Source organism: Barnesiella sp. B2-R-119, assembly GCF_023656675.1.
Classification (GTDB): domain Bacteria; phylum Bacteroidota; class Bacteroidia; order Bacteroidales; family Barnesiellaceae; genus Barnesiella; species Barnesiella intestinihominis.
Genome location: NZ_JAMOKL010000007.1, coordinates 113,251 through 139,030, shown reverse-complemented (window position 1 = coordinate 139,030; position 25,780 = coordinate 113,251). Strand labels below are relative to the sequence as shown.

The following is a 25,780-nucleotide window of genomic DNA, read 5'->3' as shown; positions in this document are numbered from 1 at the left end:
GAAGTTGCGCATAAGCAGACTGATAGTAGTTAACGGTGTAGCTGCCACTAATTTACTAATTATCTGCGATTTGTGCAACTTTTTCATTTGTGATTATTTATAAATCTAATTCAACCAACGAGTAAAAGTTATAATATTGTGCGTTTGACTTCTCAATTTGATATAATATAATTTCTGTTATTGGAAAAATGATATATATTTGCAAATATTTTATACGAAGTGAATATAATATTAACCAAAGAGAATCCTAATGTCACTGATAATTCCTCCGAAATATAAATTGAAGTTGTTGCCCGAAACTACCGAAATGGCAATAAAAATGTTGAAAGATGCTTTTCAAGAACGATTGTCCAAGACGCTTAACTTGCGTCGGGTAACAGCTCCTTTGTTCGTTCTTTCCGGTACGGGGCTGAACGACGACTTGAATGGAAGCGAGCGGGCGGTATCTTTTCCCATTGCCGATATGGGCGGGCGACAGGCCGAGGTCGTTCACTCGCTCGCCAAGTGGAAGCGGGTGAAATTGGGTGCATATGACATTGCACCGGGATTCGGGCTTTATACCGATATGAATGCGATTCGCACACACGAAGAACTTGACAATCTTCATTCGTTGTATGTCGATCAATGGGACTGGGAGAAGACGATTACACGGGAGGATCGTAATGTCGAATACCTTAAAAAGACCGTGAAAAGTATTTATAAGGTTATCAAAGAGAGCGAGAGTCTCATCTATGCCGAGTTTCCTCACATTACACCGACTTTGCCCGACGAGATTACATTTATACATACCGAGGAGTTGTTGCAAGAGTATCCTCGTTTGTCTCCGAAAGAACGGGAAGCCGCCGTTGCCCGTCGGTATGGGGCCGTATTCCTTATCGGTATAGGACAGCAGCTTAGCGACGGAACTCGTCATGACGGGCGCGCTCCCGACTATGACGATTGGACGACTCCCAACAGCGATGGTTATTTGGGCCTGAACGGCGATATTATCTTTTGGGATACCGTGTTGGGAACTCCGGTCGAGCTTTCGTCGATGGGGATACGGGTGGATAAAGAGGCTCTGTTGCGTCAGCTCGATATTTGCGGTTGTCCCGAGCGGGCTCAGCTTTCTTTCCATCGGGCTCTGTTGAATGACGAGTTACCCCTCTCGATAGGCGGGGGGATAGGGCAATCGCGTTTCTCGATGTTTCTTTTGCAAAAGGCACACATTGGCGAGGTGCAGGCCAGTATTTGGCCCGAGGAGCAAATTGCCGAGTGTGCGCGGCATAATATTCATTTGCTTTAATTGTGTGAGTTTTGCGTTGAATATGAGACTCTTTCAATTTCCTTGTATTTCTGTCGGAGATAATAAGAAATAAATAATTCTATTTTTTTTGAATCGAAGAGTTGCAGAATTGAAAAAAGCGTTCTATCTTTGCACACGCAAAACGAAACTGGTGCGGTAGTTCAGCTGGTTAGAATACATGCCTGTCACGCATGGGGTCGCGGGTTCGAGTCCCGTCCGCACCGCAAAAGCAAGGCTCTGAAATTTAAAAATTTCGGAGCTTTGCTTTTTTAATTTTTACAAATGGTGATTAAATGTAATTCCCCGCTGCGGGATATATGTCTGGTGAGGAGAGTTATTCCCAATCTGGCTTTTATTTATATAACGGCTTCGTAGGGAAGAAACTTTTCGTATTATGTCGTTCAGAAGAGGTTCACCACTTCGCCGATAACAGGCATAAGGATAGTCAGCGAGTCATTGCGAGACAAGTTGCGGGCATTTTTCAAAGGTTCGTCCCACCGATGACGGGCGAGAGCGTATTTAGAGTGATGTACGGTAAGGACTCTGTGAACTCCGAGGTCTTTTATCGTCTGCTCTAATAAGGAGGGCATGGTGTGGATATATTTCCAATCCTCGTTGTACTGTCCATTTTCCAATATGGCCAAGTCTATATCGGGGAATTGTTCGCCTATTTGTTTGAGGTGGGAACCGTATCCGCCGTCTCCTCCGATGAAAATTTTTCGGTCGGGTGTTTCAAGCAAGAATGATGCCCACAAGGTTTGATTCGGAGTGAGTCCTCGGCCTGAGAAATGACGGCTGGGCAGACAGTGTATGATGAATTGCTGAGAGAGTGTTGCGCTCTCTTTCCAATCGAGTTCTATGATTCGGGATTTATCGAAACCCCAATGTTCGAAGTGTTCGCCCACACCCAATGGACAGACTACTTTCCCAATGCGGCCTTTCAATTGTTTGACCGTATGATAGTCCAAGTGGTCCCAATGGTCGTGGGAAATAACGAGGTAGTCGATGTCTGGCATGTCGTCGGGAGAATAGATTTCTGTCCCTCGGAAAGGTTTGTTGACGAACGATACGGGCGAAGCCATACAGAACACCGGGTCTACCAATATACGTTTTTCATCGACTTGCAATAGATAAGACGAGTGTCCGAACCATACCAAAGCATTTTCTTCGAGCGGGATTTTACGGAGAGCGGTTTTTATGGCGGGAATGGGTTCGTCGGGGCGTAATCCTTCTACTTTGCGAAACAGAAAACTCCATATCCCGGATAGTCGGCTTTTGTGCGATGTCATTAATATGGTCGTGTCGATATTTCTAAATTCTCCTTCCCGATAGTTAGGTGAACGTTTGATATGTTCCAGTCGTTCTCCTTTCGGTAACCGTCCGAAACTCGGCTGGTGCAGGAAGGCAATGCCTGCGATGGTTATCGATATGATTATACCTAATAGAATATATAGTGTCATACGTCTCATACATGTAAGATTACGAACTACCCGGCTGCTTTTCTTTTTCGGTTTTCATTTGGTGAATCGCAGTATGCCGATATCGAGGCTATAAGAAACTAAAATAGCGATGAATCGGTTCATAAGGCTTTCTTTAAAATGGATAGATCATTTTTGTTCAATACGAAATTACGTCATTTTTGTGTATCTCATTTATATGAATTACCGATATATCTACCATTTTTACCGATTGGCGGGCTAAAACGCTCTCCCCGACAGCACCGTGCCGGGGAGAGCGTTTGTTCAGTAAAGGAAATATTAATTTTTTGGAATCTTCACGTCTACGTAAATAGGCAGGTGGTCCGATGCTTGGGTTACGTCGCCCGTATGAAATACGGTGGGTACTTTGGATTCGATGACTTCGCATTTCACACCATTTTTCAATTGTAGAATGAAGTCGATACATTTGTCGGGATTATGAGACGAGTATGTGTTTCCTTCTACCGAAAGAATGTCCCAACATGTTTTGAGCATCTGAATGGTCTCGGAGTTTGGCTCAGCATTCATATCTCCTAACAAGAATATCGGTTTGGGGCAATCTTTATATAATTCGGTAAAAGTTTTGTTGATGACTTCTACCTCTTCCAATTGTGTCTCTTTTTGCAAATCGAGGTGAGTAGAGGCTATAATGTAGTCTTCGAGCTCGGCTACGGCTACGGTACGAGGTTCTCCGCCTTGTGGTAGAGCGATGGAAAATTTTTTCAGAATTTTATCTTTACAGGCAAGTCCTGTACCATAATATCCTCCTTGATAGGGCATGGCTTTGGCATAGACATATTCCCACCCCATGAGTTCGGCAAAACGTTTCACTTGGAAAACGTGTTTGGTACGAGTCGTACAACTGTCCAGTTCTTGCATGCAGACGGCATCGGCATCCAGTTCTTTCATCATGCGAGCCGTCATCTTGTAACCGCTTTTTGCATATTTGGCAAAAACACCTACGTTGTAGGAAACGAGACGGGTTACACCCTCGCTTTTGGGATAGGCAGGGGTGAAATCATCTTTTGAACAAGCACTTACCGATAAGGAGAGTAGGAGAAAAAAGAGGATAGTAATATTTTTAATATGTTGAATCATGATACCGTGTATTAAAAGTTACTCATATCGGTTACAGAAGTAGGACGGAGTATGGCGAAATGAGCAGCATGTTGTGCTATCGACGCTTGTTCATCGGTAACTCCTTCGGGACGATAGGTAATGCCTATCGGAGATTCTCCGAAGAATGTTTCGAACCATACACAAGCAGCCGTATAGCGGCCGTATTTTAAATCCAGATGGTAACCGTCACGGCAGAATGTATCACCCAAGCTACTGCTACGTCCGTTCTGAATAGCTGTTCCGGTGGGTATGACGATCGATATGTTTTGTTTTTGAGCCGCTTTGTCATAAGAAAATACGACATCTTCATACATGGCTTTTTGGTTTTTCCCGTATCTGAAAAATCCAGGGTGGTTGGAGTCTTTTGCATAAGCCCAAGTTTGTTGCATGGCGTATTTTACATTCGGATTGGTTGCATTCGCCTTGACGTATTCCATGAGTTCTTTCAATTCGGGGAAATAAGAGCTGTATTGTCCGGCGAAAGAGCTTGCTTGTTGAAATACAATGTAGTCCCATTCCTCGTCTTTCAGGGCTTCCAATAGACTCTTCCCTTTTTCTTCGGTGTATTTCCCATCTATATTTTTTCTGTATTTGTAATCGTGTTTGTCGTGCCGGGCGTTATCGAGGTGTCTTTGGATAGAGCACCCGCCGATATAAGTGTTGGCGACGATAATGTGTTTTCCTGCCGAGATAGCGATTTCGTCAAGGTATTCGATTCCGTCGTCGGCAAAACTGTTTCCGATAGCCAATATCTTAACAGGTTCGTTTTGGGCATGTAAAGAAGAAAATAATAGCAAGCATAAAATAAGCAGAAAGGAATTTTTTGTTTTCATAAGTGATGATTTAAATTTTTCGAATTATGTTGCCAAATTACTCAATTTTTTCTATCGGCGATTCAAAAATCGATACTTTTTTAGAAGCTGTTTTAAATTTATTCCGAGACAGATTGAGACCTATGTTGAAGCAGATTGGAGTCCGAGATATGCAGTCAATAGCGGGCTATTGACAAAAATCAAGGGATTCTAGATTCGAGACAGGGGCGCAATATGGCCGGAACATACCTGCTTGCAATGATAATATTATTTCTCTATAAATTTAAAACAGCTTCTAAATATATCGTTCTGTAACAATGACCGATATAACGATGGGACGGTTTACGACGAAATATAAAATTTCTGATTTCGCCGAGTCGGGATATGCGATTTTACTCGGCTCCCATCAAGCAGCGATCGTGTTGCAGGTCGTTGATGATTTCAAAAATAAGTTGCAATACCTGTGGTATGGCTTTTCTTGCTTCGGGCGATAGTTGCATGCCTAAGTGATGACAGTTGCGCACACTGATGGCAAGTAGTTCGATACGGGGTGCTTGTCCGAGTAATAGCATGGCGTCTATCATTTCTTTCAATCCTATTTCGTGTGCACTTAGCAGGGGCGGATAGTCTTTGGAATATTGGGGCGATAATCGCCGAATCGTCCCGACTGGGTTGTTGTCGAGTGCTGCGTCTACGAGAATAAGTTGCCGGTAACTTTGCAATGTTTCCAACAGGGCAAGGCCACCGGTTCCACCGTCTAGCACGTCCACACCTTGTGGTATCTCCATCTCGCTTAGAGCATTGACTACGTGTATTCCTATACCCTCGTCGTTGAGTACGAGGTTTCCTATTCCCAAAACGAGTATCTTATCGGGTGTAGGATTATTTTTCGGTTGTTTCGTTTGCGATTCCATCTTTTTGTTTTTGAAGTTGTTGTTGCTGTTTTTGTTCGGTCTCGTACTCTTCCGCCAAATCCTCCCGAACGAATTTCCAGCCTCCTATGATCGAGGAGGCTATTCCGTTTCGTTCGATATAGTCGTGGTAAAATACCAGATATATGTGGGCAATCGTAAAGAGAATGAATGCCCACATGGCGATATGATGTATTTGCCTTACGACGAAGAACCCTCCGCATTTGAGTAATACCCAAGTGAAAAAGGGTTCCATAACATTGTTGGTGGACACGCAGAACATGGCTAGTCCTGTGACGGTTTGGATAATGAATAGGACGAAGACCCCGAAGTATGTAAAGGCGGCCAAGCTATTGTGTCCTATGTCATAGACCGGTTTCGGCGACAACAACAATACATCGACTTTGGTGGTATCGAAAATACTCCTCCACTGTTTTCGGGTGAGGGGGAGGTAATTGTTCCATCGGGCGAACGAGTTACCGGCGAAAGCCCAATATAGGCGAACAATAAAGTTGAGAATGAAAACAAATGCGGCAGCGAAATGGATAAACCGTACCCAACCGAACCAATAGTTAGCTTCGGGTGGAGTGGCATGTTGTATAGCGGGTGGGTTGCCGATAATGTATCCGGTAACGCATAGTGCGACGATAGCTGTTGCGTTGACCCAATGGAATATGCGTACGGGGAGTTCCCACACGTAGACTTCACGTAAAGATTTTTTCCGGCTTATCATATATTCAACTGCTTGGGGTTTATATTATAACATTTCACATCGGTGTATGTGTTCACCGTTTTCGTCATATAGATGTACGGCACATGCCATACAGGGGTCGAACGAGTGTATGGTGCGTATGATTTCGAGCGGCAGTCGGGGATCGATGACCGGAGTCCCGATAAGGGAGGCCTCGAAAGCCGAATGTTGTCCTTTGGTGTCGCGAGGAGAGGCGTTCCATGTAGTAGGAACGACCATTTGGTAATTGAAGACTTTTTTATCTTTAATGCCTACATAGTGGGCCAGTGCACCCCTCGGGGCTTCGGTGAGTCCTACACCTTGCGCTGCTTCCGGCCAAGTGTCGGGTTCCCATTTTATACCGTTGAACATACGGTAGTCTCCGTTCTTTATGTTTTGCAGTAAAGCCGTGTAAAACTCGGTTTGCCAGTCTGCCAATAAATTTGCTTCGATAGCTCGTGCCAAAGTACGCCCGGCTGTGGAGTACATCGCTTCGTAGGGGACATTCAGTTGCTTCAAACACCGTTGTGTGATTTCTTTATAGGCTTCGTTGCCCGATGCATGTCCTACGATATTACGGGCCAATGGCCCTGTTTCCATAGGCATACCTTTGTATCGGGGAGTTTTGATCCAACTGTAAGGCTGGTCTCTATCGAGGTATTCATAGGGTGGCGTAGCACCCGTGTAGTTCAGATGAGTTTCGCCGACCGACGGGTGAAGCCCCACATCTTTGCCTTGCGTATAGGAATACCACGAATTGTTGACAAATTCCAACAGCCCGTCCATAGCCCAGGGATCGAATTCGACGACTTTCGATAAGTCGCGACCGACGACAATACCCCTCGGACTTTTATAGGTCGACAGTTCCCCGTAGTTACCCATAGGGTAATCTCCATAGGCGATATAATTATGCAGCCCTCCGCCTATTTTCGTCCATTCGGGGTAATAGGAAAGTATGGCCAGAACATCTGGAAGGTAGACTTGGCGGACGAAGGTCTGCGTACGTTCAATGATTTGAGCGACATAATTCAACCGTTCCATGTTGAGGGCGTTGGGATCGTTTATGTTGACGGCGCAGGCCATACCCCCGACCAAGAAATTGGGGTGGGGATTTTTCCCTCCGAAAATGGTTTGGACTTTGACGATTTCTTTTTGAACTTCGAGCGCTTCGAGATAGTGAGCCAAAGCCACGAGATTCACTTCCGGCGGAAGTTTATAGGCCGGGTGTCCCCAATATCCGTTGGAGAAAATACTGAATTTGCTGGTCTCTATGAACGTGCGTATTTTCTTTTGTATTTCGACAAAATAACCGATGGAGTTTTTAGGCCATTCCGATAGGCTTTGCGCCACTTCGGCAGCCTTTCTGGGGTCGGCATTCAAGGCCGACATGACATCGACCCAGTCGAGAGCCTGTAATTGATAGAAGTGTGTAACGTGATCTTGTATGGTTACGGCCGATTGCATGAGGTTTCTCACCTGCTCGGCATTCGGCGGAATGACGATGTGTAGCGCATCTTCGACTGCCCTGACAGAACAGAGCGAATGTATGGAGGTACAGACTCCGCATACTCGGCCCACGTATGCCCAAACGTCGCGGGGATCGCGGTCCTTGACAATGATCTCGATTCCTCGTATCATCGTCCCGGTACTGAAAGCATCGGTGATGACACCGTTTTCTATATCGGCTTCCATGCGGAGGTGGCCCTCGATTCTCGTAATAGGGTCTACAACAATTCGTTTAGTCATAATTCGAATTTTTATCGGTTATCTTTATCTTTTTCCAGTTTATGAGCTTTTTGGTCGAGTCTTTTTTCTTCCCGTTCGATTTGATGTTCTTCTACGGCGAATTCTTCTTTATTGATATCGTCGTTGTCCATCTGATTTTTAATGAGTTTTCTTTTTTGTATGTTTGTCACGATGGCGTGTGCGGTTACTCCCGCAGCGGCTACGGCTGTCAGTCCCAATCCTATTTGGTCGGCCGTCGCTTCGATGCCGAATCCTTTGATGTCGGGGAGGTGATGGTACATGGGTTCTGCGTCCCAGAATCCGGGTTCGGCGCATCCAATGCATCCGTGTCCCGATTGTATGGGGTAACTGACCCCTTCGTTCCATTTGATGACTGCGCACGAATTGAATGTATTCGGTCCTTTGCAACCCATTTTATATAGGCAGTATCCTTTTTTCGCATTTTCATCGTCGAAGGCTTCGACAAACAGTCCGGCATCGTAGGCGGGACGGCGATAACAAGTATCGTGGATACGCCGTCCGTAGAAAGAGACGGGTCTGCCCATATTATCCAATTCGGGTAACCGGTCGAAAGTCAATATGTAAGTGATAACTCCGGCCATGACGTCGGCGATAGGAGGGCAGCCCTGAACGTTAATGACCGGTTTACCAGAGATAATTTTATGTACGGGTTTCGTATCTGTCGGGTTTGGGTAAGCTCCTTGTATGCAACCGGAGGACGCGCAATTTCCCCATGCGATAATGGCACTCGCTCCGTGGGCAGCCTCGTCGAATACCTGTTTAGCGGAATGTCCGGCAATGGTGCAGTATCCCGGATTTCCCAGTGGAATCGAACCCTCCACAATCATGATGTATTTGCCCCAATTCTCTTTCATAGAACGGGTTCGGACTTCTTCTGCTTGGAAACCGCTGGCTGCCATGAGCGTGTCGGAATAGTCGAGAGAAATCATTTCAAGCAAAATTTGTCCGACAAGCGGGTGAGACGACCGTAAGAACGATTCGCTGCAACAAGTACACTCTTGAAAGTGAAACCAAAGAACCGGCTTGCGGGGCTTGGTTTGAAGTGCGTTGACAACTTGGGCTATACCGGTTTGGTGAAGGCCCAACATAGCTCCCATGATACCGCAGAATTTAAGGAATTGCCGACGGGTGTATCCTTTGGCTTTCAGCTCCTGATAGAAAGTTTGTTCTTTTTCCATTGTTTTTTTCCGATTTATGGTTTCAGCAAATGCGCGGTAATTGTTCTCCGCTCAGCATATCGAGAATCCGTGTTTGTCCTAAGGATAGTTTTAGAATTACTTCCGGGTGTCTGTCTTCGGTTACATGTCCTATTATCCGTGCGTTTTTCCCATGTATGTCACTTCGAATGATTTGTAGAGCCCGTTCGGCATACTCGTCCGGTAAAAAGACAAGCATGATTCCTTCGTTGGCGACATACAGAGGGTCTAAGCCTAACAGGTCGCATGCGGCGTTGACCGACGAGCTGATGGGTAATTCGTTCTCGTCTATGGCGATGGTTACGTTCGCACCCTCGGCTATTTCGTTTAGCGTGCTCGATAATCCCCCGCGTGTGGGATCCCGTAGTATATGTACATCGGGAACTCCGGCCAGTAGATTAGAGACGATTTGGGTGAGTGCCGCCGTATCGCTTTGGATAGAGGTCTCGAAACCTAAACTGTCTCGTGTGGAGAGAATACAGATTCCGTGATTCCCGATATCGCCGGTGACGATTACGGCATCTCCTTTCTTGATGCGGTGAAGTCCTATATCGATATTTTCGGGGACGATCCCGACTCCGGTCGTGTTGATGAAAATCTTGTCGCATTTGCCGTGTTCGACGACTTTGGTGTCTCCGGTGACGATAGAGACACCGGCTTTCCCGGCCGCTTTTCGCATGGTTTGTACGATCTGTTTCAATGTCTCTATGGGTAAGCCTTCTTCTAATATAAATCCTGCCGATAAATAGAGAGGAGTGGCTCCGCAACACAGTAAATCGTTTACAGTCCCGTTTATAGCCAAGTCCCCGATGTTTCCCCCAGGAAAGAACAATGGGTCTACGACAAACGAGTCGGTTGTGATAGCTATTCGGGCGGAAGGTAAATTCAATGTCGCTCCGTCATGAGCTTGTTCGAGCCATTTGTTTTGAAAGGCCGGATAGAAAATCTTTTCGATAAGACGGCTTGTCATTCGTCCTCCTCCGCCGTGGGCCATGACGATTCGGTCGTATTTTTGTGTCAGTGTGGGACAGTCGGGTAAATTCATATTTCGTTTTTTAGTTAGTTCTGTAACGATAAAAAGCAGAGCAAGCTCCTTCCGACGATACCATAGATGCCCCTAACGGGGTATCGGGGGTACAACGGTTGCCGAACAAGGGACACTTTTCGGGAGATATTTTCCCCTTCATGATTTCTCCTGCCCGACATACGGAGGCTTGAATGCCCGGTTTTACTTTGCATAAAAAACGATTTCGAGCTTCGTATTGTTCATATTCGGGGCGTAGTCTCAATCCGCTGACGGGTATCTTTCCCAATCCCCTCCAATAGGCGTCATAGGGTGTGAAGAAACGTTCTGTCTTTTGTCGGGCCATTCTGTTCCCTTGTGTAGGTACGGCTCTTCGGTAAGCGTTTATGGTACGGTCGATACCTTGTGCTTTCAACCGTATAACTTGATAAATGCCATATAATAAGTCGGCCGGTTCGAATCCGGTTACGGCGATGGGCAATTTCAATTTTTCGGCCAAAGCATCGTACTCTCGGAGCCCGGTAATCGAGCATACGTGTCCGGCTGCCAACAGTCCGTCTATTTTACATTCGGGGTCTTGGGCTAAAAACGATATGGCGGCGGGTATGGTGAACAAGGAGGTCAGCAAGGATAGATTGGTTATTTTTCGGGAGACGATTTCTTGCAACAACAAAGTGTATAGGGGTGTGGTCGTCTCGAATCCTATGGCGAAGAAGACGACTTGTTTTTCGGGATTTTCACTGGCTATCCGTAACGTATCGAGAGGAGAATAGACAATACGTATATCTTTTCCTTCGGCTTTGAGTTGTTGTAAACTTCCTTTTGTCCCGGGCACACGTACCATGTCTCCGAAGGTACAGAATATGGTTTGGGGATTCCGAGCTATTTCGATAGCTTGCGATATGGTATCTTCATGGGTGACGCATACCGGGCATCCCGGCCCGTGAATCATTTGTACCGTGTTGGGGAGTAATTCTTCGATTCGATACCGGGACAGGGCATAGGTTTGTCCCCCGCATACTTCCATGATTCGTATCGGGAACGTAGCTATTTGTCGGATTGCTTGGAGTAATGTCGTAAGATTACCGTTATCCCTGAATTGTTTTTCATACCACATGGTTGTCGGGATTAAGGTTATCTGCGAGGATCTTGAAATCCTCCAATGTAGCTTCTGCTTCTTCACTATCGAGACGGGTTATCGCCATGCCGGCGTGAGCCAAGATGAAATCGCCGGGCTCCGCGTCGACATATTGTATGCAGATGGATTTATGTATACCGCCGAAATCGACTGTCGCCATACGCAGGGAACAGGAAGTATCTATATCGAGAATTTTTCCGGGAATAGCTAAGCACATAGTTTGAGTAATAGTTTTGGTACGGATAATGAACAACTTTTACAATTGTATTGTTTAGAAAGAAATCTGAAAAAACTTTTGCAGATGAATCAATATCACATACATGTCAGAGGTCTTGTGCAAGGAGTAGGATTCCGTCCTTATGTATACCGCTTGGCTACTGAGATGGGATTGCGTGGGTACGTGGATAATAGCAACGACGGAGTTTTTATCGTGTTGCAATCTACCTGTATTCAAAAGGAGAAATTCTTGAAGGCTTTGATAAAATCGGCTCCGGAGGTCGCTTCTATCGAACATATAGAAACAGTACAACGCCGTGTCTCGAAAAAATATGAAAGTTTCGATATCGCTCCCAGCCGTAGTTCTGGTGACGAAATCACACGTATAAGCCCCGATATAGCTATTTGCTCCGATTGTTTGAAAGACCGGAAACACCAGTTGCATCGCATGGGGTATCCCTTTATCAATTGTACGCATTGCGGGCCTCGTTTTTCCATTATCGAAAAATTACCTTACGATAGAGCCGTTACGACTATGAGCTCTTTTGGTATGTGCGATACGTGTCGGGAGGAGTATGCCGATGTAAATGATCGCCGTTTCCATGCACAACCCATCGCTTGTAACGAATGTGGCCCGCATTATACGCTGCGGGATTCCGAAGGGAATGAGGATACGGTTTATATCCGTATAGTTTCGCGAATATCCGATGTATTGTCGAATGGAGGTGTCGTCGCTTTGAAAAGTTTGGGCGGTTACAACCTCATCTGCGATGCCGATAATGAGCAGGCTGTCGCCCGAATACGGGAGTTGAAAGGTCGTTATGCCAAGCCTTTGGCTGTCATGTATCGGGACGAACGGGAGGTAATGGTCGATTTGAATCTTTCCGATGAGGAGCGAAAAGCGTTGAACTCGTGGAGGCGGCCTATCGTGCTGGCGGAGGAGAAAGTGCATAATGCGCCGTGGCTGAATGAGGGATATCGGTCTTTGGGAGTTCTATTGCCTTATATGGCGATACATTATGATTTGTTTACAGAAGCTCCCGAATTGAGACGAATCGTGGTAACCAGTGGGAATATGGGGGGACGTCCTATCGTCATAGCAGATGAGGAGGCTCATGATTTGTTTGATTCCAAAGTCGATTCGGTCGTTTCGTACAATCGGGATATTTACAACCGGGTCGATGATTCTGTCGTACAGGAATATGACGGAGTTTGTCGTCCCATACGAAGGTCACGGGGATATACGCCCGAACCATTACGCAACGTGCAGGCTACCGAAGGAATATTGGCAGTCGGGGCCGAACAGGTTTCCTGCTTTGCGATAGGGAAAAAAGAAGATATTTTATTGGGTCAATATATAGGCGAGTTGTCTTGCCGGGAAAACCTTTCTTTTTTTGAAGAATCGATTTCTCATTTTTCTCGAATGTTTCGATTCGAACCGAGGTGTGTGGTCTGTGACCTGCATCCCGACTATTTCGCTACGGCATGGGGTGAACGATGTGCAGCCGAGAGGCATATACCTGTGTATCGGGTACAACATCACCATGCCCATGCCGTAGCTGTAATGGCCGAATATGCGCTCACCGGCGATGTATTGGCGTTATGTCTCGACGGAACCGGTTATGGCGATGATTGCACGATTTGGGGCGGAGAACTGATCCGGTGTTCTCGTACGGAATATAGGCGGTTATCGCACCATCTTTATTTGCCGATGCCGGGAGGCGATATTGCCGCTCGTGAACCGTGGAGAATGGCCGTATCGCTGTTGTACTCGTTGTATGGAGAGAATATGCCTTTACCCGACAATTTCGTAAAACGGGTAGGAGAGGACCGTATTAAATTGGTGAGTCGTATGATTGCCCGTCGTATCAATACTCCGTTAAGTTCCGGGGCAGGCCGGCTGTTCGATGCAGTCGCTTCTCTATTGGGTATAGCAGATTTCAATCGATATCGATCGGAAGCTCCTCAAAAGTTGGAACAAGTAGCCAACCGTTCTATCTTGAAAATCTATTCTTTCGACAAAGATAATCCTCTCGATTTTTCGTGGTTGGTAAAGGCTGTTTTGAACGATTTACAGAAAGGAGTTCCCCTCTCTGAGATAGCTTCAGCTTTTCATCGAACCTATGCGGCTATGTGGTGCGTTGAATTGGCGAAACAGGCTGTCCGGCAAAAGTTGTCGAGAGTCGTCCTGTGCGGGGGTGTTTTCCAAAATAAGTTGTTGGTCGATATTTTGATGCCCATGTTGAGACAGTTGGGGTTACAACCCTATTTGCCTGCTTCCGTCCCTTGTAACGATGCCGGTATTGCCGTGGGACAAATGGCCGTAACAGCTGCATGGATAGAACAATCGATGAACCATAATGATAAGAGGCATGCACGAGTTGTCGTTGGCTTGTAGCGTGGTGGAGCTGGTGGAAAAAGAGCTGGCACTACATGGGGGTGGTTCGGTTCGATGCATCGAGATAACTATTGGCGATTTATCGGGTGTGGATAATGATGCTTTTTTATTTTCATTGAATATGGTTTTGGAGAGAAGTGCGTTTGCCGGTGCTCGGGTAATGGTCGATCGGGTGAAACCGTTGGCGGTTTGCGGTGTTTGCGGTGAGTCGTTTTCACCGGTTTCGTTATATGCCTCGTGCCCGAAATGCGGAAGCTATAAAACATGGTTGGTTTCGGGACAAGAGTTTCGTCTTACCTCACTGATTGTAGAAACAGATAAGTAATAATATTAAAATTAAAAAGATATGTGTACGACTTGCGGTTGTGGTCATCAGGAGATGAGCCATGAAGAAATGCATCGTCTGGGAATTGCTCACGGACATGGGAAAACGGTTGATATTACCGTAGAACAAGATATTTTAAGTGAGAACAATAGGATTGCCGGGCAGAATAGAAATATATGGAATACAACAGGTTGTTGGGCGATAAACTTGGTTAGTTCGCCGGGATCGGGTAAAACGACTTTACTCGAAAGCACTATTAAACGGCTGGGTGAAAGAGGTTTTCATAAGATTGCCGTAATAGAGGGAGACCAGCATACCGACAATGATGCCGGACGTATCAGGAATTTGGGTATTCCGGCCATACAAATCAATACACACAATGGTTGTCACCTCGATGCCCGTATGGTATCGTCGGCGTTCGATGAATTGGCCGTGAAAGATACGTTGCTGTTTATAGAGAATGTCGGCAATTTGGTGTGTCCGGCCATGTTCGACTTGGGCGAAAATCTCCGAGTCATTCTTCTCAGTGTGACCGAGGGAGACGATAAGCCGTTGAAATATCCCTATATGTTTGCTGGTGCTGATATTTGTATAATCAACAAAATAGATTTGTTGCCTTATGTAGATAGCGATGTCGCCCGATTGAAAGATAATGCCTTGAAAATAAATCCTCAGTTGTGTTTTTTTGAAATTTCGGCGACCCGGGGTATGGGTATGGACGAGTGGTGCGAGTATTTGTTGGCTTGTTTTGAGAGAAAGGAGGAGAAATGAATTTTTTTGACGAGATGGCCGGGGTGTGGAATAAAACTTGTCGGTATGATACCGGGAGGATAGAAAAAGTACTGTCTGTGTTACAGTTGAAACAAGGCGATACGGTTCTCGACATAGGTACGGGAACGGGAGTTATGATACCTTTTATCCGGGAACAGGTAGGGCATTATGCTCCTATTGTGGCTGTGGACAGTTCTGAAAAGATGCTGAGGGAGGCTTCTTTGCGTTTTCCCAATGCAGGAGTTCGCTTTGTCCAGGCCGATGTGGAGCGGGATCGTTTGGGTGGACGTTTCAATGCTATTTTGCTGTATTCGGTGTTCCCTCATTTTCGTTATCCGGTAGATACGATTGCCCGCTTGGTAACCGATAATCTGTATTGTGGCGGTAGATTGTTGATTGCCCATTCCCAAAGTCGGGAACAATTGAATGAAATGCACAAACGTATATCGGATAAAGTTTTTGCCCGAGATTTATTACCGGTAGCGGAACAAGTCGCCCAGTTTACGGAGATAGGCTTGTCTGTGGCTTCGTTCGATGAAACCGATGAATACTATTATATCTTGTTACAGCGAGTCGGTAGGAAATTGAGTGCCTCGGTAGCCGATGCAATCTATTGACAGAGTTATCTTTTGGATGCTCTTAGAATTTCCCGTTTACCGTTCGGCGGGCCGGGTAACCGTTCTACCGTAAACCCGACAGATTGAAGCCTTCGTCTTATTTCCCCTTTCGCACAGTAGGTGCTCAGAATACCACCCGGAGACAAGTGACTGAAAATCTCCCGGAAAATTTTCTCGTCCCACATTTCGGGTTGCTTTTCGGGAGCGAACGCATCGAAATAAACCACGTCGTATATTCCTTCGAGAGAGGTTCGGGTGAGGTCGGCATGGCGTTTGTATAAGGAAAACAAGGGTGATATAGCGATCTTTTGATTCCATTCGCATTGATGTAAAAGAGCAAATATCGATTCTGAGCTTGGGGCTATGAGCGCCGGGTAGTTCAATTTTTCGGTTATGTCGGGGGAGAGAGGATATAGTTCGAAGGTGGTATAATTTATCCTTAATCCTTTTTCCTGTGATTCGAGAAATGTAAGAAATGTGTTTAATCCGGTTCCGAAACCTATTTCAAGGACATTGATTTCTTTTTTCCCAGAAGCTCGCAATGCAGAGTCGATGTATACATGCCGAGCTTCCGCCAAAGCCCCTTTGGTGGAGTGGTAATGTTCGTCCATTCTCGGCAAATAGAGAGTGGGGATACCATCTTCGGTTTGTTCTATAATCATATTTTTTTGCATCTCGGTGAGGAATATTCGGGAACAAAAATAAAACAATCTTTTTATGTATGATGTGAAATAAAAAATTAAGCCATGTGAAAATTTAAAATAAATGTAATATGATGTATATATACATTCTTCTACCTTTGCAATCGACAAAGATATATCCGTTTTATCTTCTTGGCATTGAGTAGATAAGGATAAATCGAGAAAGAGGATACATTAAATAATTATATTATACACATTTATGAAAAATTCCTTTTTTAGCAGATTTACCCCTAAGGAACCCAAATTTTTCCCATTGTTGAAACAACTTTCCGAAGTGTTGGTTTCTTCTTCGGCTGTTTTGGTAGAGAGCATGCAACATGACAAGCCGGAGGAACGATCTTCCTATTATAAAAAAATTAAAGATTTAGAACGTGAAGGGGATAGATTGGCTCACTTGATTTTTGATGAATTAGGAACTACTTTTATTACTCCGTTTGACAGAGAGGATATACAGGCATTGGCTTCTCACATGGACGATGTCATCGATGGAATAAACAGTTGTGCGAAACGTATAGCAATTTATAATCCGCGACCTATCGGCGATAGCGGAAAAGAACTGAGTTTGTTGGTACAGAAAGAGGCTGATTATATCTGTAAAGCGATGGACGAGTTGGATACGTTTCGCAAGAATCCGGCTACATTGAGAGAATATTGTTCGAAATTACACGATATAGAGAATCAGGCGGACGATGTGTATGAACTGTTCATCACAAAGTTATTCGAGGAGGAGAAAGACTGTATCGAGATTATCAAGATAAAAGAGATCATGCAGATATTAGAGAAGACTACCGACTCGGCCGAGTATGTTGGAAAAATCCTGAGAACGTTGATTGTTAAGTACGCATAAATCCGTAAAGAGTTATGTTATGGAGTTATTGATAGTTATTATTGTACTGGCATTGCTGTTCGATTTTATCAACGGGTTTCACGATGCTGCCAATTCGATAGCGACAATCGTGTCGACAAAAGTCCTCACACCCTTTCAAGCGGTTTTGTGGGCTGCTTTCTTTAATTTTGTCGCGTTCTTTATTGCCAAATACATTATCGGTGGGTTTGGTATAGCCAATACTGTATCCAAGACCGTGGTAGAAGAGTTTATCACTCTGCCTATTATTTTGTCGGGTGTGATTGCCGCCATTGCATGGAATTTGATTACTTGGTGGAAAGGTATTCCGTCTTCTTCGTCGCATACCCTTATCGGAGGATTTGCCGGTGCTGCCATTATGGCGAGTGGATTCGGGGCGATTCAGCTCAATATTATTCTCAAAATAGCCGCATTTATTTTCTTGGCTCCCTTTATAGGAATGGTCGTGGCGTTCGGGTTTACGATATTGGTTCTTCATATTTGTCGCCGGGTTCAACCCCATAAGGCTGAGGTTTGGTTCAAGAAATTACAGTTGGTTTCTTCGGCGATGTTTAGTATCGGGCATGGTTTGAACGATTCCCAAAAGGTAATGGGTATTATTGCCGCCGCTATGATTGCCGCTCACTCGATGGGTTTAGGTATGGGGATAAACAGCATTGCCGATTTGCCCGATTGGGTTGCGTTTGCCTGCTTTACGGCCATATCGTTGGGGACGATGTCGGGAGGTTGGAAGATAGTAAAAACAATGGGAACGAAAATTACGAAGGTTACTCCGTTGGAGGGAGTGGTAGCCGAAACGGCAGGGGCGTTCACGCTTTATTTAACCGAAATTTTAAAGATTCCCGTAAGTACTACACATACCATTACCGGGGCTATTATCGGTGTGGGAGCGACTAAACGCTTGTCTGCGGTTCGTTGGGGTGTGACGAAAAGTCTTTTAGTCGCATGGATTCTTACGATTCCTGTCAGTGCGCTTTTGGCAGCAGGTATTTATATGGTCGTTACTTTCTTTTTAGGATAAGTTCGTTGTTACTAAAAAACGAGATAATATATAAATTTGAAAGAAAAATAGCGAAATAATTTGTATTTTGTATTTAATGGCTTATATTTGTTGAAAATTTATAGTTAAGGTTAATGATAGTTCTATTTTTACATCACAGTCACGTGCATTGTCCCTTTGGGGGATAGGGTGAGTCTGTATGTAAAAATAACATAGGAAAATGTTGTAGGCTTGCCGGATTACGGTAAGCCTTTTCTATTTGGATTTTACTTATTAAAAACATTAAGAATTATGCTGAGGATAGCTATTCAGTCGAAAGGGAGACTATATGAGGAGTCTATGGCTTTGTTAGAGGAGGCAGGTATCAAGATACCGGGAGGGAAGAGGACGTTGTTGGTTCCTGCACGAAACTTCCCCGTGGAAGTGTTGTTTCTAAGGGACGACGATATTCCTGAGTCTGTGGCTTCGGGGGTTACCGATGTAGGAATCGTGGGATTGAACGAGGTCATGGAGAAGCGTTGCCCTGTGGGTATTTTGAAAAAGTTAGGCTTCGGGAAGTGTCGCCTTTCATTAGCTATACCCCAAGACATAGACTATCTAGATAGAAACTGGTTTTCGGGAAAGAAAATAGCGACGTCTTATCCCGGAATATTGTCAGATTATCTGCACCAGAACGGGATAGTTTCGGACATTCATGTAATTACCGGTTCGGTCGAGATAGCTCCCGGAATTAGATTGGCCGATGCCATATTCGATATTGTCAGTTCGGGCAGTACGTTGGTTAGCAATCGATTGAAAGAAGTTGAAACCGTCGTCGAATCGGAAGCTGTTCTCATAGGAACGGATTCTATTTCTCCCGAAAAGCGGGGAATACTGGACGAGCTGTTGTTTCGTTTCGATTCGGTACAAGCCGCAGATGATAAAAAGTATATTCTCATGAATGTCCCGCAAAAGAAGTTGAACGACGTGCTGTCTGTGCTGCCGGGAATCAAAAGCCCCACGGTCATGCCTCTGGCAGATAAGGAGTGGTGTTCGGTGCATACGGTACTCGACGAAAAATGCTTTTGGGAGATTATTAATCGGCTGAAAACGGCAGGAGCCGAGGGTATATTGGTGTTGGACATTGAAAAGATGATTTTGTGATATGATAGTGACGGTTTGGAAATATCCGAAGCGGGACGAATGGAAGTCGATTATGGCTCGTCCGCAAATGGATTTAATCTCTTTATCTCGCACGGTGTCCGATATTTTAGAATCGATACGATGCGAAGGAGACGATGCGTTGAGACGTTATGAGAAGCAATTCGATCGGGTTGTATTGGATGCATTGCAGGTGACGCCTGCCGAAATGGAAGAAGGGATCGCGGCTGTGCCCGAGTCTTTGAAAAAGGCGATAAGACAGGCTATCGACAACATTCGTAAGTTCCACGCCTCGCAGGCTATCGAGGTGAAAAAAGTAGAAACCACACCCGGTGTGTGGTGTTGGCAGAAGCCAGTGGGAATAGAAAAAGTAGGTCTGTATGTGCCGGGCGGTACAGCTCCGCTTTTTTCTACGGTACTGATGCTGGCTATCCCGGCTCGTTTGGCGGGTTGTCACGAAATAGTAATGTGTACTCCCCCCGGAAAGGAGGGTAAGATAGCCCCCGCTATATTGTATGCAGCTCGTGAGACAGGGATAGACCGTATTTTTAAATTGGGAGGAGTGCAGGCCATAGGCGCTATGGCTTTTGGCACGGAGAGTGTTCCGCAGGTATATAAGATTTTTGGACCGGGAAATCGTTATGTAATGGCCGCTAAACAGCAAGTATCCGTGCAAGGTGTAGCTATCGATATGCCGGCAGGGCCTTCGGAAGTGATGATTGTAGCCGATTCGGGCGCCGATGTACGATTCCTTGCCGCCGATTTTTTGTCGCAGGCCGAGCATGGGGCTGACAGTCAGTCGATACTGCTGACTATCGATCGTAGAATAGCCGATTTGTTCCCGGCTGAGATCGAACGACAACTGGACCGATTGCCTCGGCGTGAATGGGTGGAGAAGTCTCTTTCTCACAGCTCGGTCGTCTTGTTGGAGCGAGAGGCCGATTTGGCCGACTTTGTCAATGCGTATGCTCCCGAACACCTCATCGTGCATCGTGCAGATGCCGAGGAGTGGGCTTCGGCAATCGTTAATGCCGGGTCGGTATTCTTAGGATATTATACCCCCGAAAGTGCCGGCGATTATGCTTCGGGGACGAATCACACACTTCCGACCAGTGGGTATGCCAAGTCGTATAGCGGGGTAAATCTCGATAGCTTCACCCGTAAAATTACTTTCCAGCAGATTTCGTCCGAAGGGTTGAAAAATCTTGGTCCGGTGATCGAGGAAATGGCGGAGGCCGAACGATTGGAGGCGCATAAAGAAGCTGTGACGGTGCGTTTGCAGTCTATTCATTCCTAAAAAGTGCAGTTATGAAAAAGATAGAACAATGGGTGCGTCCCAATATTCGACAATTAAAACCTTATTCCTCGGCTCGGAATGAATTTTCGGGAGAGGCTTCGGTATGGCTTGATGCCAATGAAATCCCGTTTAATCCTCCGTATAATCGTTATCCCGATCCGTTGCAAAACGGTTTGAAAGAGAAGTTGGCGAAGCAACGGGGTGTAATGCCCGAAAACATTTTTCTCGGTGTGGGAAGTGACGAAGCGATAGATTTACTGTATCGTATCTTTTGTGAGCCCGGACGGGATAATGCGGTTTCGATAACTCCTACCTACGGTATGTATAAAGTGTGTGCCGACATTAACGGCGTAGAGTATCGCGAAGTCCCGTTGAAGAAAGACTTTTCGTTGGATTGCGATGCTATATTGCAAACTATCGATACTCATAGCAGGTTGTTGTTTTTATGTTCGCCGAATAATCCTACCGGCAACGTCTTTCCTGCCATCGAGATCGAGCGATTGATAACTGCTTTTGACGGGATTGTGGTCGTGGACGAAGCCTATATAGATTTCTCGTCCCGGCCTTCGTGGATTCGCCGGTTGAACGAATTTCATAATTTGGTTGTGCTGCAAACCTTTTCGAAGGCATGGGGTAGTGCCGGAGTCCGTCTGGGAATGGCATTTGCTTCGCCTGATATCATCGGCTATTATAATCAAGTGAAATATCCGTATAACATCAGCGCTTTGGTTCAGCGTTATGCGATGGAAATGCTCGACCGAGAGAACGAAGTTCGGCGGTGGGTTGATGAGATATTATCGGTTCGGTCATGGTTTGTCGAGCGCCTGTCCGGCATACCGATGGTAAAAACGGTTTATCCGAGCGACGCCAATTTTGTATTGGTGAAGATGGTGGATGCCGAGAGGATATATTTACGACTGGTTACCGATGGAATCGTCGTTCGTAATCGCTCGAAAGTTGCTTTATGCGGCGATTGTCTGCGTATCACTGTCGGGACAGATCGAGAAATGAATGTTTTATTGGAAACATTGAAAAGTTACAGCTAAATTCGAGAGTTATGAAAAGAGTTCTTTTTATCGACCGGGACGGAACATTGGTAGTAGAACCTCCTGTGGATAAACAAGTCGATTCGCTTGAAAAATTGGAATTTGTGCCCAAAGTGTTTCAGAGTCTTGTTTATGTGGCTACCCGTCTCGACTTCGAGTGGGTGATGGTGACCAATCAAGATGGTATGGGCACGCCTTCGTTCCCGGCAGAGAATTTTTGGACGGTGCAGCGTAAAATTATACAGGCTTTTGCTAACGAGGGTATTCGCTTCGACGAGGTTTGCATAGACTCCTCGTTTCCCGAAGGGAACCTTCCGACCCGTAAACCGGGTACGGCTATGCTTTCTCGATACCAGTCGGGAGAGTATGATTTGAAACATTCTTATGTTATAGGCGATCGAATGATCGATGTACAACTGGCCGCCAATCTCGGTTGTAAAGCGATTTATTTCGCTCTGCCTGAGCGGGGTGTGGCTGAGCTGGAAGCTGAGGGACTTTCATCGGTCTGCGAAGCGGTGACCGACGACTGGTGGAAAATCGCCGAGATTTTATGTGCCGGAACTCGTCGGGTTACTATCGACCGGCGTACCTCCGAGACCGATATTCACGTTACGCTGAATCTAGATGGGACGGGGCGAACTGAGGTGCGTACCGGGTTGGGATTCTTCGATCACATGCTGGACCAGTTAGGGCGGCATGCCGGAGTCGATTTGTCTGTGTTCGTGACCGGGGATTTACAGGTGGACGAACATCATACGATAGAGGATACGGCGATTGCTTTGGGCGAGGCCTTTGCTCGGGCGTTGGGCGACAAACGGGGTATAGGTCGGTATGGCTTTTCTTTGCCTATGGACGACTGCTTATGCAGGGTCGCCCTCGATTTCGGGGGAAGGCCGTGGTTGGTGTGGAATGCAACTTTTCACCGTGAGAAGATCGGCGATATGCCTACCGAGATGTTCTACCATTTTTTTAAGTCGTTCAGTGAGGCGGCTCGTATGAATTTGAATATTCAAGCAGAAGGTACGAATGAACATCATAAAATAGAAGGGATTTTCAAAGCATTGGCGCGAGCTTTACGAATGGCAGTGAAACGGGATATTACCGATCGTGAATTGCCTTCGACAAAAGGTGTTTTGTGAATCGGGGGAGCAAATCCTGAGATTTTGAAATGGGGGCAGGGCTAAACAAAATGATAGGTGATCCTTGTATTTTTGTAAGATTGATTTTTGTAATAAAGTTTATTTGTTACTTTTGCATTGTATTCGTAAAGGCGAATAGAAATAAGGAATCGAGTAAATGTCTAAAAATTATAACCCTATGAGAAAGAATTGGATTTGGGGATTATCCCTTTTGTTAATCGGTGGTATGGCATCGTGTAAGTCGAGCCAAAGCGCCTATAAGGCTGCTTATGAGAAGGCCCAAGAGAAGAAGATAGAAGAGCCTGTTACAACCGGAACTACACCCGTAGCGGAGCAACCCGTAGTGACAGCACCTTCGACGACAACGACGACGGCTCCTATTCGGGAACAGAGTGAGAAAATAAACGCTGTCGACGGGAACGATGCTTTGTTGAAAAGTTATAATGTAATCGTGGGGAGCTTCCGTCAGCGACTCAATGCACAGAGCCTTTGCGAGCGTTTGCGTGCCGACGGCTATCCTGCCGTATTGGCTCAGAATGCACAAGGTATGTATCGTGTCGTAGCTTGTTCGTTCGATGACAGGGCTACTGCCGTACAGGCTCGCGAAGGATTGCAGGCTAAGTACCCTCAGTTTACCGATGCTTGGTTCTTGATTAACAAGTAGAAAACTGTTCAAGTAGTTTATACGGGGCTGTTCCAAGCGGTTGGGACAGCCTTTTTTATGTTCTGGACAGACTGGTAAGAGACTCCTGTGGCTCGTCTGCTCTTCCGTTTATTTAAATACCAAGTATTTGCGGGCGAAGAAGTTCCACAAGTAGACCATAGCGGCAGCGACGATTTTGGAGAACATGTAGTGTGTGCCGATACAGTCGGTGAAGAGCCAGATGAGAAGATCGTTGAACCCTAACCCCACTACTCCTATTGCGGCAAAGAAAAGGAACTCAACAATGCGGTTTCTAAATTTCGAATTGTTGAATACCCAAATGCAACTGATGATGTAGTTGACGACCAACCCGGCTATGAACGAGAGGGTCGCCGAGAGGAGATAATGCAGTCCGGCGTATTCGGTGAGGATATACAATAGCCCGAAGTCTACGATAAAAGCGAATCCTCCGACAAAGAAGTATCGCACGAATTGGATAAGGAGATTATCGGATGCTCCGTAGAAGATTTTTTTGAATTTATCAGTCGGATTCATTTGCTTTCGTGATATTCTTCTTCTGTATTTACCGACCATACCTCGCTTTTATCGTTATTCCCGGTGGCGATGTGATCGACGGCGACCATAGCGGTCATCATGGAATGATCCATGTTGTTGTACCGATGTTGCCCGTTGCGGCCTATGCACCAAAGGTTTTCTATTTTGTTCAAGAAATCTTTTACCTTATCGAGTTCGTAATAGCTGCCGAAATAAGAGGGGTAGGCTTTTTTGACTTTTATGCGTACCGAATCCAAGACATCGTCGGGATCGATGATCCCTATTTGGGCCAGCTCACCGATAGCCATTTGCGTGAAGTCCTTATCGGACATTTCCCAAAAGTCGTCGCCCTCGGTACAGAAGTATTCTAACCCTATCCATATCGTATTTTCGTAGTCTTTTACCAAATAGGGCGACCAGTTGTTGAATATTTGCAGACGGCCTATTCGCACATCGCGTTCCTGTATGTAAATCCATGTGTCGGGGATGCGATCGGCGAAAGTTTTTATTTTGGTTCGATTTTTTATGGATAGTTTTTTCATCAATAGTCCCACCGTGATAAAATCGCGGTAAGGCAGTTCTTCGGCAATGCGTTTCACATCGTCGGGTACATCGATTCCCCGGATAGACCGTATGAGGTCTTTTAGCGGGAGGGACGAAAGGAAATAGTCGCAGGGTACTTCTCTCCGTTCGCCCGAAGGTGTCTCGACTGTGACACTTGTTACCCGATTTCTTTCGATGTGAATCTCTTTGACCGGGGTTTCCGTGATGACCTCGCCTCCTTTTTCAGATACTTCGCCGGCCACAGTTTCCCAGAGTTGTCCGGGACCGAGTTTGGGATAAACGAATTGCTCGATGAGCGAGGTTTCCACCTCTTTGAGGTTTTCCTTTTTGGAGAAACTTTTTTTGAGCATGTCTTTGAGTATGGCGAATACCGACAGTCCTTTTACTCGCTGTGCACCCCAGTCGGCTCCCAGTTTCGAGGGGTGTACGCCCCAGACTTTTTCGGTGTAGTCCTCGAAGAACATTCTGTAAAGCGGTTTGCCGAACCGGTTGATGTAGAAGCTTTCCAACGATGTTTCGGGCTTTTTAAAGAATACCGACCATACGTATCCGCAACCGGCTTCGATGGTGCGGAAAAGTCCCATGTTGGTGAATGTTTTCAGTTTGAGCGATATGGGATAGTCGAAAAACTTATGCAGGTAGAATATGCGGGATATGCGGTTTCTTACGAGCATCACGCGGTCGGTCTTTTCAGGATCGGGACCTTTTGGGGCAAATTCTTTGCCGGTGGTTCCCAGCAACCTGTCATCGAGAGAGGGGGCACCTTGTAACGGCATGATTTCGTTCCACCACTCGGTAACTCGTTGGCTTTTGGAGAAGAAACGATGTCCTCCTATATCCATACGGTTACCTTGATATCGAACTGTTTTGGAAATACCGCCTATGTCACCGGACTCCTCGAATACGACAGGGTGAATGTCTGTATGTTTGAGTAGCTCGTAGGCTCCGGTGAGCCCTGCGGGACCGGCTCCGGCGATGACGGCTTGCTTTTTATTTTTATCGATTGTATTCATATCTGTCGATTGAAATTGAAAGGATCGCTT

Annotated in this window: 25 protein-coding genes and 1 tRNA gene; 13 read left to right on the top strand and 13 right to left on the bottom strand. The window is 45.8% G+C overall.

What is annotated here, in order from left to right; genetic code table 11:
• The first annotated feature begins 250 nt into the window (after positions 1 to 250).
• Both asnA and NBH06_RS12640 read left to right on the top strand, forming a co-directional pair.
• Positions 251 to 1,285 carry an aspartate--ammonia ligase gene (asnA, locus tag NBH06_RS12645; protein ID WP_250794619.1) on the top strand — a complete coding sequence of 345 codons (1,035 nt, stop codon included), beginning with the start codon at positions 251 to 253 and terminating at the stop codon, positions 1,283 to 1,285.
• A gap of 150 nt (positions 1,286 to 1,435) precedes the next feature.
• A tRNA-Asp gene (locus tag NBH06_RS12640) sits at positions 1,436 to 1,509 on the top strand.
• 177 nt (positions 1,510 to 1,686) lie between these two features.
• On the opposite strand, the gene NBH06_RS12635 is transcribed toward NBH06_RS12640, so the two are convergent.
• The 10 genes from NBH06_RS12635 to NBH06_RS12590 form a co-directional block, all read right to left on the bottom strand.
• A complete protein-coding gene (locus NBH06_RS12635; protein WP_337761792.1) occupies positions 1,687 to 2,754 on the bottom strand; it encodes an MBL fold metallo-hydrolase in 1,068 nt (355 codons plus the stop codon).
• 288 nt (positions 2,755 to 3,042) lie between these two features.
• Positions 3,043 to 3,861 (bottom strand): endonuclease/exonuclease/phosphatase family protein, encoded by an 819-nt coding sequence (locus NBH06_RS12630; protein ID WP_046412067.1) that lies wholly within the window; start codon positions 3,859 to 3,861, stop codon positions 3,043 to 3,045.
• 11 nt (positions 3,862 to 3,872) lie between these two features.
• Entirely contained in the window at positions 3,873 to 4,715 is an 843-nt protein-coding gene (locus tag NBH06_RS12625; protein ID WP_046412066.1) for a DUF4886 domain-containing protein, read from the bottom strand.
• A 371-nt stretch (positions 4,716 to 5,086) separates the two neighbouring features.
• On the bottom strand, positions 5,087 to 5,608 hold the full coding sequence (locus NBH06_RS12620; protein WP_021890869.1) for a hydrogenase maturation protease: 522 nt from the start codon (positions 5,606 to 5,608) through the stop codon (positions 5,087 to 5,089).
• A complete protein-coding gene (gene cybH / locus NBH06_RS12615) occupies positions 5,577 to 6,338 on the bottom strand; it encodes a Ni/Fe-hydrogenase, b-type cytochrome subunit (protein ID WP_021890868.1) in 762 nt (253 codons plus the stop codon). The genes NBH06_RS12620 and cybH overlap by 32 nt, the downstream gene beginning before the upstream one ends.
• A 24-nt stretch (positions 6,339 to 6,362) precedes the next feature.
• On the bottom strand, positions 6,363 to 8,081 hold the full coding sequence (locus tag NBH06_RS12610; protein ID WP_021890867.1) for a nickel-dependent hydrogenase large subunit: 1,719 nt from the start codon (positions 8,079 to 8,081) through the stop codon (positions 6,363 to 6,365).
• 11 nt (positions 8,082 to 8,092) lie between these two features.
• Positions 8,093 to 9,280, bottom strand: a complete 1,188-nt coding sequence (locus NBH06_RS12605) for a hydrogenase small subunit (protein WP_195331071.1) — start codon at positions 9,278 to 9,280, stop codon at positions 8,093 to 8,095.
• A 22-nt stretch (positions 9,281 to 9,302) separates the two neighbouring features.
• A complete protein-coding gene (hypE, locus tag NBH06_RS12600; protein ID WP_021890865.1) occupies positions 9,303 to 10,343 on the bottom strand; it encodes a hydrogenase expression/formation protein HypE in 1,041 nt (346 codons plus the stop codon).
• A gap of 10 nt (positions 10,344 to 10,353) precedes the next feature.
• Complete coding sequence (gene hypD / locus NBH06_RS12595) at positions 10,354 to 11,439, bottom strand: hydrogenase formation protein HypD (RefSeq protein ID WP_021890864.1); 1,086 nt, start codon at positions 11,437 to 11,439, stop codon at positions 10,354 to 10,356.
• The gene (locus NBH06_RS12590) at positions 11,429 to 11,677 is read right to left on the bottom strand and encodes a HypC/HybG/HupF family hydrogenase formation chaperone (protein WP_040296203.1); all 249 of its coding nucleotides are present in this window, start codon (positions 11,675 to 11,677) and stop codon (positions 11,429 to 11,431) included. Before NBH06_RS12590 ends, hypD begins: the two co-directional genes overlap by 11 nt.
• An 84-nt stretch (positions 11,678 to 11,761) precedes the next feature.
• Between NBH06_RS12590 and hypF the strand changes: the two genes are divergently transcribed.
• Genes hypF through NBH06_RS12570 form a run of 4 tightly spaced genes read left to right on the top strand, consistent with a single transcriptional unit; the run spans position 11,762 to position 15,787 of the window.
• Positions 11,762 to 14,074, top strand: a complete 2,313-nt coding sequence (hypF, locus tag NBH06_RS12585; RefSeq protein WP_250794617.1) for a carbamoyltransferase HypF — start codon at positions 11,762 to 11,764, stop codon at positions 14,072 to 14,074.
• Complete coding sequence (locus NBH06_RS12580; protein WP_250794615.1) at positions 14,049 to 14,399, top strand: hydrogenase maturation nickel metallochaperone HypA/HybF; 351 nt, start codon at positions 14,049 to 14,051, stop codon at positions 14,397 to 14,399. Before hypF ends, NBH06_RS12580 begins: the two co-directional genes overlap by 26 nt.
• A 21-nt stretch (positions 14,400 to 14,420) precedes the next feature.
• Complete coding sequence (gene hypB, locus NBH06_RS12575; RefSeq protein ID WP_250794612.1) at positions 14,421 to 15,170, top strand: hydrogenase nickel incorporation protein HypB; 750 nt, start codon at positions 14,421 to 14,423, stop codon at positions 15,168 to 15,170.
• On the top strand, positions 15,167 to 15,787 hold the full coding sequence (locus NBH06_RS12570) for a class I SAM-dependent methyltransferase (RefSeq protein ID WP_250794610.1): 621 nt from the start codon (positions 15,167 to 15,169) through the stop codon (positions 15,785 to 15,787). The genes hypB and NBH06_RS12570 overlap by 4 nt, the downstream gene beginning before the upstream one ends.
• A gap of 5 nt (positions 15,788 to 15,792) precedes the next feature.
• On the opposite strand, the gene mnmC2 is transcribed toward NBH06_RS12570, so the two are convergent.
• On the bottom strand, positions 15,793 to 16,449 hold the full coding sequence (gene mnmC2 / locus NBH06_RS12565) for a tRNA (5-methylaminomethyl-2-thiouridine)(34)-methyltransferase MnmC2 (protein ID WP_250794608.1): 657 nt from the start codon (positions 16,447 to 16,449) through the stop codon (positions 15,793 to 15,795).
• 238 nt (positions 16,450 to 16,687) lie between these two features.
• Here mnmC2 and NBH06_RS12560 point away from each other — a divergent pair, with 238 nt between their 5' ends.
• From NBH06_RS12560 to NBH06_RS12530, 7 genes are all read left to right on the top strand, one after another.
• Entirely contained in the window at positions 16,688 to 17,335 is a 648-nt protein-coding gene (locus NBH06_RS12560; RefSeq protein WP_008862327.1) for a DUF47 domain-containing protein, read from the top strand.
• Positions 17,336 to 17,354: 19 nt separating this feature from the next.
• Entirely contained in the window at positions 17,355 to 18,374 is a 1,020-nt protein-coding gene (locus tag NBH06_RS12555) for an inorganic phosphate transporter (RefSeq protein ID WP_008862326.1), read from the top strand.
• A gap of 270 nt (positions 18,375 to 18,644) precedes the next feature.
• Entirely contained in the window at positions 18,645 to 19,496 is an 852-nt protein-coding gene (hisG, locus tag NBH06_RS12550) for an ATP phosphoribosyltransferase (protein ID WP_250794606.1), read from the top strand.
• A 7-nt stretch (positions 19,497 to 19,503) separates the two neighbouring features.
• On the top strand, positions 19,504 to 20,790 hold the full coding sequence (hisD, locus tag NBH06_RS12545) for a histidinol dehydrogenase (RefSeq protein ID WP_250794623.1): 1,287 nt from the start codon (positions 19,504 to 19,506) through the stop codon (positions 20,788 to 20,790).
• A gap of 11 nt (positions 20,791 to 20,801) precedes the next feature.
• Positions 20,802 to 21,836, top strand: a complete 1,035-nt coding sequence (gene hisC, locus NBH06_RS12540; protein WP_250794604.1) for a histidinol-phosphate transaminase — start codon at positions 20,802 to 20,804, stop codon at positions 21,834 to 21,836.
• An 11-nt stretch (positions 21,837 to 21,847) separates the two neighbouring features.
• Positions 21,848 to 22,975 carry a bifunctional histidinol-phosphatase/imidazoleglycerol-phosphate dehydratase HisB gene (hisB, locus tag NBH06_RS12535; protein ID WP_250794602.1) on the top strand — a complete coding sequence of 376 codons (1,128 nt, stop codon included), beginning with the start codon at positions 21,848 to 21,850 and terminating at the stop codon, positions 22,973 to 22,975.
• Positions 22,976 to 23,153: 178 nt separating this feature from the next.
• Positions 23,154 to 23,639: an SPOR domain-containing protein gene (locus NBH06_RS12530; RefSeq protein ID WP_046412079.1), complete on the top strand. Its 486-nt coding sequence runs from the start codon at positions 23,154 to 23,156 to the stop codon at positions 23,637 to 23,639.
• A gap of 108 nt (positions 23,640 to 23,747) precedes the next feature.
• Here NBH06_RS12530 and NBH06_RS12525 read toward each other — a convergent pair whose 3' ends face one another.
• Both NBH06_RS12525 and NBH06_RS12520 read right to left on the bottom strand, forming a co-directional pair.
• Positions 23,748 to 24,173 carry a GtrA family protein gene (locus tag NBH06_RS12525; protein WP_021890853.1) on the bottom strand — a complete coding sequence of 142 codons (426 nt, stop codon included), beginning with the start codon at positions 24,171 to 24,173 and terminating at the stop codon, positions 23,748 to 23,750.
• Entirely contained in the window at positions 24,170 to 25,750 is a 1,581-nt protein-coding gene (locus NBH06_RS12520; RefSeq protein WP_250794600.1) for an NAD(P)/FAD-dependent oxidoreductase, read from the bottom strand. Before NBH06_RS12520 ends, NBH06_RS12525 begins: the two co-directional genes overlap by 4 nt.
• Between the last annotated feature and the right edge of the window lie 30 nt (positions 25,751 to 25,780).

Excerpts from the sequence above, each read along its gene's own strand:
- asnA (WP_250794619.1), top strand. The coding sequence starts at position 251 with ATGTCACTGATAATTCCTCCGAAATATAAATTGAAGTTGTTGCCCGAA.
- NBH06_RS12635 (WP_337761792.1), bottom strand. The coding sequence starts at position 2,754 with ATGAGACGTATGACACTATATATTCTATTAGGTATAATCATATCGATA.
- NBH06_RS12630 (WP_046412067.1), bottom strand. The coding sequence starts at position 3,861 with ATGATTCAACATATTAAAAATATTACTATCCTCTTTTTTCTCCTACTC.
- NBH06_RS12625 (WP_046412066.1), bottom strand. The coding sequence starts at position 4,715 with ATGAAAACAAAAAATTCCTTTCTGCTTATTTTATGCTTGCTATTATTT.
- NBH06_RS12620 (WP_021890869.1), bottom strand. The coding sequence starts at position 5,608 with ATGGAATCGCAAACGAAACAACCGAAAAATAATCCTACACCCGATAAG.
- cybH (WP_021890868.1), bottom strand. The coding sequence starts at position 6,338 with ATGATAAGCCGGAAAAAATCTTTACGTGAAGTCTACGTGTGGGAACTC.
- NBH06_RS12610 (WP_021890867.1), bottom strand. The coding sequence starts at position 8,081 with ATGACTAAACGAATTGTTGTAGACCCTATTACGAGAATCGAGGGCCAC.
- NBH06_RS12605 (WP_195331071.1), bottom strand. The coding sequence starts at position 9,280 with ATGGAAAAAGAACAAACTTTCTATCAGGAGCTGAAAGCCAAAGGATAC.
- hypE (WP_021890865.1), bottom strand. The coding sequence starts at position 10,343 with ATGAATTTACCCGACTGTCCCACACTGACACAAAAATACGACCGAATC.
- hypD (WP_021890864.1), bottom strand. The coding sequence starts at position 11,439 with ATGTGGTATGAAAAACAATTCAGGGATAACGGTAATCTTACGACATTA.
- NBH06_RS12590 (WP_040296203.1), bottom strand. The coding sequence starts at position 11,677 with ATGTGCTTAGCTATTCCCGGAAAAATTCTCGATATAGATACTTCCTGT.
- hypF (WP_250794617.1), top strand. The coding sequence starts at position 11,762 with ATGAATCAATATCACATACATGTCAGAGGTCTTGTGCAAGGAGTAGGA.
- NBH06_RS12580 (WP_250794615.1), top strand. The coding sequence starts at position 14,049 with ATGCACGAGTTGTCGTTGGCTTGTAGCGTGGTGGAGCTGGTGGAAAAA.
- hypB (WP_250794612.1), top strand. The coding sequence starts at position 14,421 with ATGTGTACGACTTGCGGTTGTGGTCATCAGGAGATGAGCCATGAAGAA.
- NBH06_RS12570 (WP_250794610.1), top strand. The coding sequence starts at position 15,167 with ATGAATTTTTTTGACGAGATGGCCGGGGTGTGGAATAAAACTTGTCGG.
- mnmC2 (WP_250794608.1), bottom strand. The coding sequence starts at position 16,449 with ATGATTATAGAACAAACCGAAGATGGTATCCCCACTCTCTATTTGCCG.
- NBH06_RS12560 (WP_008862327.1), top strand. The coding sequence starts at position 16,688 with ATGAAAAATTCCTTTTTTAGCAGATTTACCCCTAAGGAACCCAAATTT.
- NBH06_RS12555 (WP_008862326.1), top strand. The coding sequence starts at position 17,355 with ATGGAGTTATTGATAGTTATTATTGTACTGGCATTGCTGTTCGATTTT.
- hisG (WP_250794606.1), top strand. The coding sequence starts at position 18,645 with ATGCTGAGGATAGCTATTCAGTCGAAAGGGAGACTATATGAGGAGTCT.
- hisC (WP_250794604.1), top strand. The coding sequence starts at position 20,802 with ATGAAAAAGATAGAACAATGGGTGCGTCCCAATATTCGACAATTAAAA.
- hisB (WP_250794602.1), top strand. The coding sequence starts at position 21,848 with ATGAAAAGAGTTCTTTTTATCGACCGGGACGGAACATTGGTAGTAGAA.
- NBH06_RS12530 (WP_046412079.1), top strand. The coding sequence starts at position 23,154 with ATGAGAAAGAATTGGATTTGGGGATTATCCCTTTTGTTAATCGGTGGT.
- NBH06_RS12525 (WP_021890853.1), bottom strand. The coding sequence starts at position 24,173 with ATGAATCCGACTGATAAATTCAAAAAAATCTTCTACGGAGCATCCGAT.
- NBH06_RS12520 (WP_250794600.1), bottom strand. The coding sequence starts at position 25,750 with ATGAATACAATCGATAAAAATAAAAAGCAAGCCGTCATCGCCGGAGCC.